This is a genomic window from Bifidobacterium saguinibicoloris (genome assembly GCF_019331725.1).
Taxonomy (GTDB): domain Bacteria; phylum Actinomycetota; class Actinomycetes; order Actinomycetales; family Bifidobacteriaceae; genus Bifidobacterium; species Bifidobacterium saguinibicoloris.
The window spans coordinates 109,469-123,702 of sequence record NZ_JAHBBF010000002.1 but is presented as its reverse complement, the minus strand read 5'-3'; the positions used below and the strand labels follow the sequence as shown (position 1 = coordinate 123,702).

General features: G+C 66.5%; 11 protein-coding genes and 3 tRNA genes. 5 read left to right on the top strand and 9 right to left on the bottom strand.

The genetic code is table 11. The annotated features are described in order from the left end of the window. Positions 1–31 precede the first annotated feature (31 nt). The 4 genes from KIH78_RS02390 to KIH78_RS02375 all read right to left on the bottom strand — a co-directional run bounded on the left by KIH78_RS02390 (position 32) and on the right by KIH78_RS02375 (position 5,108). The gene (locus tag KIH78_RS02390; RefSeq protein WP_219131071.1) at positions 32–817 is read right to left on the bottom strand and encodes a mechanosensitive ion channel family protein; all 786 of its coding nucleotides are present in this window, start codon (positions 815–817) and stop codon (positions 32–34) included. A 159-nt stretch (positions 818–976) separates the two neighbouring features. Next, positions 977–2,575 (bottom strand): aspartate ammonia-lyase, encoded by a 1,599-nt coding sequence (locus KIH78_RS02385; protein ID WP_274608259.1) that lies wholly within the window; start codon positions 2,573–2,575, stop codon positions 977–979. 209 nt (positions 2,576–2,784) lie between these two features. Next, the gene (locus KIH78_RS02380; protein ID WP_219131070.1) at positions 2,785–3,411 is read right to left on the bottom strand and encodes a TetR/AcrR family transcriptional regulator; all 627 of its coding nucleotides are present in this window, start codon (positions 3,409–3,411) and stop codon (positions 2,785–2,787) included. A 302-nt stretch (positions 3,412–3,713) separates the two neighbouring features. Further along, positions 3,714–5,108 (bottom strand): DUF2974 domain-containing protein, encoded by a 1,395-nt coding sequence (locus KIH78_RS02375; RefSeq protein ID WP_219131069.1) that lies wholly within the window; start codon positions 5,106–5,108, stop codon positions 3,714–3,716. A gap of 186 nt (positions 5,109–5,294) precedes the next feature. On the opposite strand from KIH78_RS02375, the gene KIH78_RS02370 reads away from it, so the two are divergent. From KIH78_RS02370 to KIH78_RS02360, 3 genes are all read left to right on the top strand, one after another. Then, positions 5,295–5,367, top strand: a tRNA-Gly gene (locus tag KIH78_RS02370). A gap of 33 nt (positions 5,368–5,400) precedes the next feature. Further along, a tRNA-Val gene (locus KIH78_RS02365) sits at positions 5,401–5,473 on the top strand. Between the two features lie 63 nt (positions 5,474–5,536). Then, a tRNA-Val gene (locus KIH78_RS02360) sits at positions 5,537–5,609 on the top strand. A 308-nt stretch (positions 5,610–5,917) separates the two neighbouring features. Here the strand turns inward: KIH78_RS02360 and KIH78_RS02355 are convergent. The 3 genes from KIH78_RS02355 to KIH78_RS02345 form a co-directional block, all read right to left on the bottom strand. After that, a complete protein-coding gene (locus tag KIH78_RS02355; protein WP_219131068.1) occupies positions 5,918–7,291 on the bottom strand; it encodes an esterase/lipase family protein in 1,374 nt (457 codons plus the stop codon). A gap of 28 nt (positions 7,292–7,319) precedes the next feature. Next, positions 7,320–8,717 carry a glycosyltransferase family 4 protein gene (locus KIH78_RS02350; RefSeq protein WP_219131067.1) on the bottom strand — a complete coding sequence of 466 codons (1,398 nt, stop codon included), beginning with the start codon at positions 8,715–8,717 and terminating at the stop codon, positions 7,320–7,322. Between the two features lie 171 nt (positions 8,718–8,888). Next, positions 8,889–10,424 (bottom strand): amino acid permease, encoded by a 1,536-nt coding sequence (locus KIH78_RS02345; RefSeq protein WP_338024101.1) that lies wholly within the window; start codon positions 10,422–10,424, stop codon positions 8,889–8,891. Between the two features lie 278 nt (positions 10,425–10,702). Here KIH78_RS02345 and KIH78_RS10545 point away from each other — a divergent pair, with 278 nt between their 5' ends. Continuing rightward, positions 10,703–11,116, top strand: coding sequence for a DUF2510 domain-containing protein (locus KIH78_RS10545; protein WP_236034362.1), 414 nt, complete (start codon positions 10,703–10,705; stop codon positions 11,114–11,116). Positions 11,117–11,256: 140 nt separating this feature from the next. On the opposite strand, the gene KIH78_RS02330 is transcribed toward KIH78_RS10545, so the two are convergent. Both KIH78_RS02330 and KIH78_RS02325 read right to left on the bottom strand, forming a co-directional pair. Beyond that, positions 11,257–12,033: a LysE family translocator gene (locus KIH78_RS02330; protein WP_219131066.1), complete on the bottom strand. Its 777-nt coding sequence runs from the start codon at positions 12,031–12,033 to the stop codon at positions 11,257–11,259. 127 nt (positions 12,034–12,160) lie between these two features. Beyond that, positions 12,161–13,123, bottom strand: a complete 963-nt coding sequence (locus KIH78_RS02325; RefSeq protein ID WP_219131065.1) for a ketopantoate reductase family protein — start codon at positions 13,121–13,123, stop codon at positions 12,161–12,163. Between the two features lie 342 nt (positions 13,124–13,465). Between KIH78_RS02325 and KIH78_RS02320 the strand changes: the two genes are divergently transcribed. Beyond that, positions 13,466–14,170, top strand: coding sequence for an HAD-IA family hydrolase (locus KIH78_RS02320; protein ID WP_219131064.1), 705 nt, complete (start codon positions 13,466–13,468; stop codon positions 14,168–14,170). The last annotated feature ends 64 nt before the right edge of the window (positions 14,171–14,234 follow it).

Genomic DNA, 14,234 nt, shown 5'->3' with positions numbered 1-14,234 from the left:
TCGCCGTATAAGCCGATACGGGCCGGACGGCTCACTCCGAGGCGCCGCCGTCCTTGACGAGATAATCGGCGGTGGCGATGGCCCGCGCCGCCTTGTCCTGCGCGGTGGACAGCAGGATGCCGTCCCGCACGAACACCAGGATCTGCCCCTCCTCGCCGTACGGCGAGAATCCGGTGAACTTCACCAGCGGCGGGTTCTCCGGGCGCATCACGTCCGCGGCACCCTCTTCGACACGCCGGATCATGTCCCGGCTCACCTCGTCCGGGTCGCAGCTGCCCTTCACCGTGAACGGCACCGTGGCGATGCTCTCGTTCACCGGCGTGAGTCGGGTGAGCGAGGCCGTGTTGAGGATCGAATTCGGGATGACCATGCGGTCGCCGCCACGGGTCTCGATCATTGAATGCCGCCACGTGATGTCCACCACTGTGCCGGTGACGCCCTGGATGGACACCAGGTCGCCGGGCTGGATGACCCTGCCGAGCATGAGCCCGAACCCGCCGATTACGTTCGCGATCGTGTCCTTCAGGCCCAGCGACAGGGCGACGCCGCCGATGCCGAGGGCGGTGACCAGCGTGGTGGGGTTGATGCCGAACACCGGTTGCAGCACCACCGTGGCGGCCGCGCACCACACCACCACGCGCATGAGGTTCACGAAGATTGAGGCGCTGGGAATCTGTGAATTGTCGAGGACCTTGCGCACCACGCGCCGCAGGATGCGGTCCGCCGCCCACGCGGCGGCGAACACGATGATCAGCAGAATCAGTTTGCCGCTGTTCGCCCGGAGCCAGTCAAGCATCGTCGTCTGGAAATCGTTCATACGGTCCACGATAACCGTGCGGCTGGGCGTCCGGTACATATCTACCGGAAATCTCCGGAGAAGAAGCGGTGAAGGTCTTCCGGTCGGGGCCGGCTTCGCCGCGGGGACGGCTCCGGCCGGAAGACGGGGCGGCGTTGTGCGCACCCGTGTGCTCACACCTCACACCATGTGCTCGCGGCAGGTCTGGCCCAAGCCGCGCGCCAGCTTCGCCGGGTCGAGGATCTCGTCCAGCTGGTCCGCCGGCAGGTCGGTCATCTCGCCGGCCACCTCGCGCACCGTGCGCCCGGAGCGCACCGCCTCCGCGGCGATCGCCGAACCCTGCTCGTAGCCGATGTAGTGGTTGAGCGCGGCCGAGATCGACGGCGTCGATTCGGCGTGCGCGCGTCCCACCTCGGTGTGCACCACGATGCCCTCCACGCAGTTCGTGCGGAACGCGTCCATCGCGTTGGTGAGCAGCGCCATGCCGGTGAGCAGCTCGTGCACCATCACCGGGTCGAACGCGTTGAGCTGCAGCTGGCCTTCCGCCACCGCCCAGTTCACGGTCACGTCCATGCCGAACACCATGAAGCAGCATTGGTTCACGCATTCCGGGATCACCGGGTTCACCTTCGCGGGCATGATGCTCGACCCGGCCTGACGGGCCGGCACGTCGAGGTCGTTAAAGCCGCATCGCGGGCCGGAGTTGAGCAGACGCAGGTCGTCGGCCGCCTTCTTCAAATGCACGGCGAGGTTCTTCAGCGCCGCGGAGGTCGAGACGTACGCGCCCATGTCGGTCATCGCCGCCACCGGATCGGGCGCCGCCGTAATCGGCAGGCCGGTGATGCGCGCCAGATGCGCGGTCGCCGCCTTGCGGAACCGGAGGTCGGCGCAGATACCGGTGCCGATGGCGGTGGCGCCGAGGTTGAGCTGGGCGAGCTGCGGCACGAGCCGTTCGAAGGCGGCCAGATCGGATTTGAGCAGCGTGGCGAATGCGTGGAACTCCTGGCCGAACGTCATCGGCACGGCGTCCTGCAGCTGCGTGCGGCCGATCGTCACGTCGTTGATGTGCTTGTCGGCCAGATCGTGGAACGCCTGCGCCAACGCCTTCGTGGATTCGCTCAACGGGTGCAGCGCGTCGATGAGCGCCAGCTTGCAGGCGGCCGGATACGTGTCGTTCGTGGACTGCGATTCGTTGACGTCGTCGTTCGGGTGGATGTACGCGTAGTCGCCGCGTTCATGCCCGGCGAGCTCGAGCGCGCGGTTCGCGATCACCTCGTTCATGTTCATGTTCGACGAGGTGCCGGCGCCGCCCTGCATCACGTCCACCGGGAACTGGTCGGCGAGCTTGCCGCCTTCGATTTCCACGCACGCCTCGCGGATGAACCGCGCCTTGTCCGGGTCGATGAGCCCCAGCTCCTCGTTCGCGGATGCACACGCCCGCTTGACCGTCGCGTAGGCGCGGATGAGTTCCGGATGCTGTGAATCGGTGATGCCGGAGACCGGGAAGTTGCCGATGGCGCGCTGCGTGTGGATGCCCCAATACACGTCCGCCGGCACCTCCATCTCGCCGATGCAGTCGTGTTCGGTGCGTGTGCGCGGGGGCTCCGTGCGCTGCGTGGGCGCGGCCGCCGCCGCGTCCGCGGTGGTGGCGCCGGCTTTCGCGTCGTCGCTCCGGAGCCGTGCGTGGTGCGCGGTGTGCGAGGCGCCGCAGGCCATGGGGGCGACGGTGGGGATGTCCGCGATGTCGAAGAGCTGCCGTGTGGAATCGTCGTTCGTCATAGCTTCCATCATTCCGCGCCCGTGCGGGAAACGCCATCACCCGGGCGCGATTCATCCCTGTGAGAAACCGCACAGCGCCGGCGCCGGTCGGGTGGCCCATGCGTCCGATTCCGAAGGAACGGACGTTTCGCCCGGGGAATCGGCCGCGTCGCGTCCGATTCTGTAGGAACGGACGTAGGAGCCCGGGATTGGGCCCGCGTCGCGTCCTACTACTTGTTGAAGATGCGGTTCCAGTAGGCGAGCATGTTCTCCTTGGACATGGACATGTACATGCCCATGGCGAGCACGGCGATGTCCTCGTTAAGCAGGTCGTCCATGGAGACGCTCTGACGCAGTTCGGGCCAGCGGCGCAGGATGGCGAGCAGCCCGCCCACGGAGAAGTCGATGGTCAGGTCGGTCTTGAGATCGAGATCGTCGGCAGTCAGCTCCAGCATCTGCATGAGCGACATGCGCACGAAATCACGCAGCGACTCGATGAGCTCGGGGGAGCTGTGCGGGCCGGCGAGCAGCGCCAGTCGGTCGAGGCGTTCCCGTTCGCGCGGCGAGTTCATGAAATGGGTGATGCGTTTGCGCCATTGCAGCTGCGGATCGGCATCCGGGTCCGGCACGTCCTGGACGAGCGGTGACGAGCGCACTTCGGTGAGGATGGCGGCGTCGGCGAGTTCCGGCAGCCCGGAGAAGTGGTAGTAGAACGAATTGCGATTCACCTGGGCGTCGCGGACGATGTCGGTGACCGTGATGTGCCGGTATTCGCGTTCCCCGAGCAGTTTCCAGAACGCGCTCTCCATGCGCTCCTTGGCGGGTGGGATGGTCGAATCCCTGCGTGGGCGTGGCATGGCTCCTCCTTGTGATCATCGTTCATGGCGTCGGTCTAGACAGCTTGTCTAGACAGTATAACCAATAAGGAGACGTTCGCCAGCGTCCGGAATTCGCGCCAAGCGGGTGGCTTCCGCGGCTATCGGCCGCCGGCACCTCGTCAGGGGCCGATGTTCGCGTTGGGACCTTGGCTTCCGCGGCTATCGGCCTCTGGGCCTCCATCAGTGTCCGTTTGTCGCGCCAGCGTCCGTGTCGCCGCGATTTTCGGCCGCCAGCACCGTGTCAGCGGCCGTTTGCCGCGCCGGTGCCCCAATTGCCGCGATTATCGGCCGCTACGGGGTCCGCGGGGTCCGCGGGCCATCGCGGCCTTGACCAGAATGGCCGTCGCCTCGAGCAGATGACGGCGGTCCTGCGCGGACAGGCCGAACATCGAGGCGACCATCGCCGGAATCGATCCGGGGAAGCCTGCGATCACCTCGGAGAACGTCGTCGCGCCGTTCGCATGCAGCACCGCGAACAACGCGTCCACCGCACGCTCACGCTGCTCCACCGTCAGATCGCGCATCCACGCGTTCAACGACTCGTTGAACAGCTGGGAGCTTGAGGCCAGATCCGGTTCGGCCACGAAATGGTCGCCCTCCACCTGCCATGAGAACGTGAAATGCTGCATGATGCCGTCCGAATCGGACGCCACCACGCGGCATGGCTCCGGCGTCTCGAAGATCTGCCCCACGATCGACGAACTCGGCACGATTTTCGTCACCATCGGCTGCGTCGCGAGATACTGGCGCGACGTCACCACGTTCGGTGGGAATCCCGGGCCGTCCAGCGAATACACGTGTCGGATGCGGCGCCGCACCTCCTCGTCGGCGTTCATCGCCGCGTACACCGCCAGATTGCCGCCCTTCGAGTGCCCGGTCAGCACGATGTCGCCCTTCCACAGGCGCGCCACCATGTCCAGGTATGCGCTTGCCGCGCGTTGCGCCGGCACCGGGTACTGGAAGGACATGTTGAAGTCCTCCTTCCAGCCGATGAGCGAGTCGTCGGTGCCGCGGAACGCGATGACCAGTGTGCCGCCGCGCGTCGGGTCCACGTTCCGATGCGGCCATCCGTGTCGCGGCTCCCCGTCCTGCGTTCTGGTTGCGCGCGATGCGAGCGGCCGTCCGTTCCAGCCGCGGCCGTCCGGCAGTCGGAACGTCATGGCGGCGAACTGCGTCTGTTCGCCCGGGTTCACATGTTCCACCACTGCGCCCAGCCGTGTGGCGGCGAAGCGCGGCGATTCGGCCACGGCACGGAAGAACGCGTGCGTCTCCTCGGGGTCGGCGAGTCCGACCATTTCCACGTCGTGCGTCGCCGCGCCGTCGGCCCGTCGGTCCGTGCCGGCCGATTCCGGTTCCTGTGCGTCGTCGGCCGACGGTTCGCGCGCGACGTCGTCGCCGCGGTGCAGCGCGTCGTTCGCCTCCACGAGCGTCATCGAGGGGAACGGCTCGTCGACCAGGCCCTTGACCCACATCCATGGATGGCGCGGACGGAACGCACGCAGACGGGCGGCGAACGAGACGGCCTTGTCGTCCGCCAGCGACAGCGTGGGGGAGATGCGCGCCACGTCCTCGTAGGCGAGGGAGGCGAACACGAGCGCATCCACCTCGTTGAACGGCGCGTCGGGGTCGGTGAGCTGCCGCGTCTCGCGCTTCACATAATCGAATACGTTGGCCATCGTCACCTCCCCGTCGTGCAAGGCTTCAACCAGCCCCATTGTAATCGTGTGACATGGCGGTATAACGCGACGGAAGCCGTCGCGCCGTTGCGTTTCGTCGTGTGCGACACGCCGACGACGCGCCGCGATTTGCATGGTCGACGAAAACCGCGTATCTTTTCCACCTGTTGCTTCGCACGAAGCACTGCGGACATAGCTTAGTTGGTAAAGCGCAACCTTGCCAAGGTTGAGACCGCGGGTTCGAGTCCCGTTGTCCGCTCTCTGAAAGCCGGTTCGCCGGCTGACGACAACCGGGCGGTTGGCGCAGTGGCTAGCGCACTTCCCTGACACGGAAGGGGTCACAAGTTCGAATCTTGTATCGCCCACTCGAATAGCGGCCGGCAGGTGACTGCCGGTTTTGTTTTTCGACCTGACAATTCAATATGCACGGGCGATTGGCGCAGCGGCTAGCGCACTTCGTTCACACCGAAGGGGTCGTAGGTTCGATTCCTACATCGCCCACCCGTCAAGGCCACCGCAGTAGCGGTGGCCTTTTGCGTTCCGGCGTCGTTCATAGACCGAGGTTCGTTCTGCCTGTGCCGAGAACCCGGGTTTTCTTGTGCTGAAGGGTGCTCAGTGCAATGATTCCCGGAGGCCTGGGGATGGCGCCGGGTTTTCTTGTGCTGAGACTGATTGAGTGAAGGAATCCCGGGGATTCCGGTCGACTGCCGGGAATTGTTGCGCTGAGATGTTCCCAGCGCAAGGAAACCCGGATGGACCGGACGGACGACAAGGGGCGGTCCCGAGAACGGCGACGCACCCCGCGGTCCCTACAGCCCGCGACGCTTCAGATCCGCCACCAGCTGCACGTAGAACTCGCGCACGTCGAATCCGGGGATGTTCTCGCGGTTCAGGTCGATCATGTCCGCGTGCGAGATGCCGCGCACGCCGTTCGGCTCCAGCCAAGTGAAGCTCTCGCCCCACGGGAACGACGGCAACGACACCAGACCGTCGTTCGGGCCGTCGAACCATTTCACCAACGGATACGTGAAGTTCAACGGGAACTTGCCGGTCGTGGCGTGCGCCAGCTTCGAACCGACGCTACGGCAGACGATGCCGGCGAACGGGTCGTCGTGCGACGCGGCGGAACCGACGGTCATGGAGGACGACGGTGTGACCGGCGTGACCGCCGTCGGGACGACCTGAGGGACGGCCGTGCCGGGTGCCGGCCACGTCGGCGTGCCCGCCGGCGTTCCGGGGAACGTGGGCCGGGCGGCCGCGGCCGCACCCTGCGCCAGCAGCGCGCCGTCGCCGATCTCCCCGTTGAGCCGGGCGCACCCGGATTGCGTGAGGTCATGCACGGCGGCCATGAAATCGGGCTGCTTGTCGCCCAGATGCGAGGCGGCCGCATTGTAGGCGGACGCCACACGCCGCTGCACTCCTGCCGGGATCTTCGTCAGCAGATAGTCGGCGAACCCGCAGCCGCGATGCGGCGTGTTGATGGTCGTCAGCGACGCCACCCAACGTCCCGCACCGCAGCGGGCGATCGCATAGCGCATGTCCAGTCCGCCCTTCGAATGGGCGATGACGTTCACCTTCCCGCAGCCGGTCGCCTCGACGATGCCGCGGATGCGCGCGGTCAGCTCCTGCGCGCTGTCCGCGACGGATGCGGCCGACTGGTGTTCGCCGTAATAGATGGTCGCGCCGTTGCGCTCCAGCTCCGCCGGCACGCGGCCCCAATAGTTGAGCGCCTTCGTGTCGCGGAAGAAGACGCCGTGCACGAGCAGCACCGGATAACGAGTCGCGCACACGCGTGCCGCCGCACGCGAACGGTCCAGACGCTCCTTCGCCGATTCGAATCGCACCTCCTCCGCCACGGTGCGGATGATGAGATGCAGCGCCACCAGGTTCGCGATCGGAATCCAGCCGCACAGGACGCCGATCACGCGGATCTTCAATCCCAACTGCACCGACGTGAGATACACGGTGATGATGCCGGTCCAGAACACCACCGATTCGACCAGGAACACCAGCACCAGCGCGATCGTCCACGCGGGCCAGCCGTCGCCCCACGGCACCGGCCATGAAACCGTCAGCATCGTCGCCAACGTGACCGCCAACGCCAGCCCCAACACCAGCGTCGTCCACCAGAATATGCGCAGCATGACCACACCGAAGCGGCATGCACTGATCCGACCGGTCATATCGGCCTCCCAACCCCGCGGAACGCGGTCATCCGTCCTGCGCCATGCGCAGCTCCATGGCGAGATGATAGTAGTCGATGAGCCGGTCGACCATCGCCGGCCAGGTGCGCCCTTGGACGGCTTCCAGTCCGGCGGCCCCCATGCCGTGCCGCAGCGCGTCGTCGTCGATGAGCCTGCCCACGCGGTCGTGCAGGTCGGCGTCGTCCTCGTCGTGCGGGTCGAACAGCAGTCCGGTCCTGCCCTCGTCCACCAGGTCGAGCGGGCCGCCGCTCGCCGGCGCCACCACGGGCAGCCCGCTCGCCATCGCCTCCTGGATGGTCTGGCCGAACGTCTCCTCCGCACCGGTGTGCACGAACACGTCCAGCGCCGCGTAGGCGTCGGCGAGGTCGCGTCCGTGCAGCATGCCGGTGAACACCGCGTGCGGCAGACGTCTGCGCAGCTCCCGTGCGCTCACGCCGCCGCCCACCACGACCAGCCGCATGCGCAGCCCATCAAGCGCGACGAGGCGTTCCACCTGCTTCTCCGGGGCGAGCCGGCCCACGTACCCGACGACCGGCAGCCGCCCGTCGTCGCTCCATTCCCGATGCCATGCGCGGGCCTGCGGGTCGTCGGCGCGCGTGGGGGAGAACAGCGTGGTGTCCACGCCGCGGCCCCACAGCCGGATGAGGTCGGGGTCCACGCCGAACGATTCGAGCCGGTCGCGCGCATCCTCGGTGGGGGCGAGCGTCATGGTGGCGAGATTGTGCATGCGGGCCATGCGTTCCGCCACGATGCGTTCCGCCTGTTCCCCGGCCGCCTTGCCGATGCGCCGGAGCCATTTCGTATGCCGGGGCCAGGCGCTGTCGGCGTCCTTCTTCGATGCGGAACGGTCGGCTGCGGAACGCTCGACTGCGGACGGTGCCGTGCCGTCCACGCCTTTCTCGCCGGTCACCGCCTCGCGCGCGAACCGACGCGCGTACTGCGCCACGTCGGTCTGATAGATGGCGACGGTCGGCACGTGCAGTTCGTCGCCTGCGATGAGCGCCGCATGGCCGAGTTTCGAGATCGGCGCGGCGACGTGGATGACGTCCGGTTTCGGTCCGTCGAGGATGTCGCGGATCACCGAGGATTTCGTCGTGACCGCCACGTTGAACCGTTGGATCGGGAACGACGGCGTCTCTTCGACGGGATATCCCGCGTATGCGCCGCCTTCTGGTGCCGGTCCCGGTGCGATGACGCGCGCGTCGAACCCGCGTTCGGCGAACCGGTCGAGGATGTGTCGGATGCTGCCGGATACGCCGTTCGTCTGTTCCAGCGACGATTCGCTGACGACGAGGACGCGCAGGGGACGTCGTCCGAACGTCGCGTCGGCCTCCGTGCGGCCGACGGCCTCGTCGGAGGGGAAGCCGTCGGTTCCGGCGGACGACGGTGGCGCGATGATGTTCACGGTTCCCCAGTGTACGGAGCGTCCGCGGGCCGCTCTCCGCGTGGGTGACGGATTTCATCGCGGCGTCGCGTGCTGTTCATCCTGCGCTACATATGCGGCTGCCCGCAATGGTGTCCGGCACGTTGTCCGGCGCGATGCACATCGTGACGGACAACGCGTATGCGCCGCCGCTTACGGCAGCTGGACCTTGGCCGCCGGGTGACGGCGACGCCACCACTGCTGCAGGAAGTACGCCGCGTAGCAGACCGCGATGAACACGAGCTCCGCGCCCAGCGCGAACCGCTGCTCCTTGTCGAAGAACACCAGCAGGAACGAGGCCGTGCACAGGATGAACGCGCCCCACGAGGTGTACGGGTATCCGGGCGTGCGGTAGACGAGCTCGTCCGCCGAGTGGCCGGACGCCACCCATTTGCGGCGGAATGCGATCTGGCAGTACGCGATCGCGATCCACACCACCACGGCCGAGAGACCGGACAGCGCCACCAGCACCAGATACACGGTGGAGGCCGCGACCACCGAGCTCAGCAGGGCGAGCAGGCCGCCGGCCATGGCTGCGCACAGGGCCAGCATCGGCACGCCGTGACGGTTCGTCTTCGCGAACCAGCGGGGGATCATGCCTTCGTTGCCCATCGACCACACCATGCGCGTGGACGCGTACAGGCCGGAGTTCGAGGCGGACAGCACGGCCGTGAGCACCACGAAGTTCATGATGTCAGCCGCGTACGGGATGCCTATGGAGTTGAACACGAGCACGAACGGGCTTTCGCCCACGCCCGCCTGGCGCCACGGGATCAGCGCGCACATCACCGTGATCGAGCCGATGAAGAACAGTACGAGACGCCACAGTGTGGTGTGGATGGCCTTCGGCACCGCCACCTCCGGGTTGCGGGTCTCGCCGGCCGTCACGCCGATGAGCTCGGTGCCGGAGAACGCGAAGTTCACCGTGAGGATCGTGGCGAACACCGGCATGAAGCCGTTCGGGAAGACGCCGTCCTTGACGAGGTTGCCGAACATGGGCGCATGCGTGTATCCGGCGATGGGGATGATGCCGAAGATGGCGAGCAGGCCGATCGCGATGAACGCGCAGATCGCGAACACCTTGATGGAGGCGAACACGAACTCCGCCTCCGCGAAGAACCGCACGGACAGCGCGTTCGCCGTGAAGATGAGGATGATGCACGCCGCGCTCCATATCCATGTGGGCGTGTGCGGGAACCACCGCTGCATGAGCAGGCCCGCGGCCGTGAACTCGCTGCCGAGCGCCACCGTCCACGTGAGCCAGTACTGGATGGCGATGACGAATCCGGTGGCCGGGCCGATGAACTTCTCCGCGTACACGTGGAACGAGCCGGTGACCGGCATCGCCACGGACAGTTCGCCGAGCGTGAGCATCACCAGGTATACGATGAGCGCGCCGATGCCGTACGCGAGGATCGTGCCGATGGGGCCCGCCTGCTGGATGGTGTATCCGGAGCTCAGGAACAGGCCGGTGCCGATCACGCCGCCCAGGGAGATCATCTGCAGGTGGCGCGATTCCATGCCGCGTTTGAGGTTCGTGTGCAGGGCGTGTCTGCGTTCCGGATGGTCCGCGGACGTCGCGTCCGGGGTGTTCGACGATGCCGTCGTCGATGCCGGCGATGCGGCGGCGGTCTGGTTCGGTTCGTCCGTCGCGTCGACGGATGCGGTGTCATGGTCGGGTTGGCTCATGCTTCCCTCTGGTCTTCTCCTGCTTGCGCACGTTCGTTGCGGCCGGCGGCCTTGCGCGGCCCCGAACAGTATACGCGTGGGACGCGTCCGCGGCATCGGCATGCGGGCGGCGCGCTGTCTGAGCGCGGTTGTGGGATGAATTCGGCGTTGCGGGATGGGAAAAAGACGGTAATGCGACATTCCGGCGACTACAGTATGCATTACGTCGACAGATACGTAATGCCGTACGTGACAACAGGCGCCGAAGAAGAGGGCGTCGTACTTCAAGGAGGGTTCTTATGTCCGCAGTACAGCCCGGTTGGTATCCGGATCCGTCCGGCAACGCTTCGCAGCTTCGTTATTGGGATGGCAACCAGTGGACGGCCAACACCGCTCCCGCTCAGGGCGCCGCCCCCGCGCAGGCCGGCTACGCGCAGGCCGCTCCGGCGACGACCATCGCCCCGGGCGCCACGTACGCCATGTCCAGCTCGGACAAGACGCTGCGCATGGTCGCCTTCATCTTCAACCTGCTGAGCGTCCTCGCCACGTGCTGGCTGCTCATCCCGCTGGCATGGGGCATTCCGATGACCCTGCGCAGCTGGGGCATCTACAAGGGCACGAAGCCCAACACCGTGGCCTTCGGCGTGTGCGACCTCATCTTCCTGAACATCATCGGCGGCGTGTTGCTGCTCATCAGCCAGAAGGACGCCTGATTCCGGCATCACCGTCCGGCGGTGTGAAGACCCGCATCCGACAATGCCTCGTTGACCGGGACATGAATCGGAAGCGGGTCTTCGCGTATCCGCACGGCGACGACCGGACCCGCGGAATCGAAGCGACCGCGGCGAGACGGTCACGCGGCGAGACGACTGCGCACCGCGTCGGCGATGGTCACGCCACCAAGCACGGCCATGATGCCGGCGGACACCAGGCTCAGTACGCGGCGTGACCGCTCCGACCTGAGCTTGCCGGCGAAGAACGCCGCCATGCAGGCGAGAGTGATGAGCACCAGCATGCTCTCGGTGAAATGGATGAGCCCCAACGAGACGCCCATCCGCAGATGGTCCACCCCGGGCACGAGGAACTGGGGGATGACGGCGATGTAGAACACGCCGATCTTCGGGTTGAACAGGTCGGTGAGGAACCCACGCACGAACGACGATACGATGGGGGCGCCGGAACCCGCGCGGCGGCCGCGGGACGCATCGGACGCATCGGGCGCGTCGGACGCATCGACGGAACGTGCGGGAGGGACGGTCCGCGTCGCGGACGCAGCCGTGGCGTCGGCAGCCGTGGCATCGGCGACCGTGGCATCGGCGACCGCGGCGTCGGACGTCTTTCTCCGCGGGCGGCGGACGAGACTGAACGCCAGATACAACAGGTACACGCCGCCGAACAGGCGGATCGCATCGTAGGCGAGCGGGAACGCGTTGATGAGCGCGGCGAGGCCGACGGCGGCTGCCACCGCCCATGCGAGCACGCCGAACGAAATACCGCAGGCGGCGGCGATGCCGCGTCGGCGCGTCGAATTGATGGTCTCGTTGACCACCATCATCATGTCCAGTCCGGGCAGCAGCGCCATCGAACCGGCCACCAGCGCGAACCCCAGCAGCGCCTGCGCATACGTCATGTCGTCCCTCCGTTCCCCGACGTCCGACGGTCATGCCGGACCATTGTCCGGCATGGTACGCGCATCGTATTACCGGACCGTCGCGCGGCCGGTTCGTCCGCCATCGGAAGGATGGAACGTCAGGCCGTCACTCGCCCTGATGGTGGTACTGGAACGCGAGCTCGGCCAGATGCACGCCGTGGGTGAGGAATTCGTGCGTGCGGCACACGTAGTCGTTCTCACGACCCAGCTTGGCGATGTAGCCGTTGATGTAGTCGACCTCGGTCTTGCGGCCGCGGCTCATGTCCTGGTACATCGACGGGTAGTGCAGGGGGTTGCCGGTACGGCTCACGTAGTCGACGGACTCGAGCTCCTCGGCGCGCGTGTTGATGAGCTTGATGCCGGCGCGGTCGCACGCGTCGTACGCCTCGTTGATGAGCTGCATGGCCATGTCGCGGGCGCCCGGATAGCTGATGAACTGGCCCATAGTGATCTGGTACATCGTGCACAGGGTGTTCACCACCGAGTTGAACACGATCTTGGCCATGCACATGCCCTTGAAGTCGTCGGCGATCTCCGGGTTGAGGTTCGCCTGCTGGAAGTCGGCGAAGATGGCCTGCTCGATGTCGGTCACCTCGTTGGTCATCGCGCACATGTGCATCGTGCCGGCGCCGGACTTGCCGATGAAGTCCACGTCGCCCGGGCCGTTGAGCACGGTGGCGACGAGCGCGGTGCCGCCGTAGATGCGGTCCTCGGGGAAGTATTGGGCGATCTTCTCGAAATGGCCCCAGCCGTTCATCGCGCTGAACGCGACCTGATGGTCCTTGAACAGGTGGGCGCAGCGCCCCATCATCTCCTCGAGCTGCATCTGCTTCATGAAGATGATCCACACGTCCGGATCGCCCTCGTATTCCTCCGGGGTGTACAGGTTGATGGGGATGAGACGGCGGTTCTCATGGTCGCGGCTGACGTACACGCCGCCCTGCTCGCGGATCTTGTCGATGTGCGGCTGCCAGGTGTCGATGAAGTCGACGTGCGCGTCGGTGTGCTCCTGCAGCAGGATGCCGTAGCGCAGGCCCATGGCTCCCGCGCCGATGACGGTGTATTTCATGGTTTCGTTCCTTGGATGATGCGGTTTTCGGATGTGGTTTCGGACTATCACCACGTTGCTGCGGCGTTCGAAACGGTTCGACCGGTCGACGTCGACCGCAGACGCGGTATTTCAGGTGGCGACCCTCCGTCGATTTCGTGAATCACTTGGGACGGGCACCGTATTTGACGGCATCACACCATAGCATCGCGTCCCGTCTTTTCGAGACGTATCTCTCCATATGGTCGGGTGTGTGGACGGAGGCGCCGAAAACGGCGGAATCGCAGGCGCGTGAAGGGCCTCCCGTGCCGGTTCCCGAGAGACCGTCCGTTCGCGCACACGCCGTGGCGTACAGTGGCGCGTATGAGTGCCGTGTTCGCCTATGACGACGTGATCTTCGATTTCTGCGACGTGCTGGTCGACTGGCGGCCGCGCCGGGCCGTCGCGGGGCTGTTCCCCGACGACGTGCTCGACCGGCTGTTCGACCGCGACGATCCGTACGGCTTCTGGCACTACGACGAGCTGTCCGACCTGGGCTGGAGTGAGGGGCGCATCCTCGCCGACTACGCGGAACATCATGGCGTCGGCGGGGATGAGGCGCGACGCGCCATCGTCGGCGGGAACGGCGTATCTGACGAATCGGACGTATCGGATGAATCGGACGCGGCGGTGCGGTTGCGCGCGTTCGCGACGTACTTCGCGCGGCAGCGGCGCGCGCTGACGGGCATGCTGCCCGGCATGGCGGCGCTGCTGCACGACCTCGACGCGGCCGGCGTGCGTTGCTGGGGACTGACCAACTTCACCGTCAAATACGTCGACGCGGCGCGCGAACTGTTCCCGGCGCTCGGCGTCCTCAAGGGCGTCGTCGTCTCCAGCGCCGAACGCATCCACAAGCCGGACCCGGAGATCTACCGTCGCGCCATCGCACGGTTCGGCGTCGACCCGGCGCATGCGGCGTTCGTCGACGACAAACAGCGCAACGCGGACGCCGCGGCCGCCGCCGTACGCGGCCTGACCGGCATCCGGTTCGCCGGCGAGGAGACGCTGCGCCCGCTGCTGCTGCCGTGATCGACGCATCTCGCACGCGTCGGCTAGGAGCATCCTGCCGCCGGCGGTCCCTACACTGGAGGGC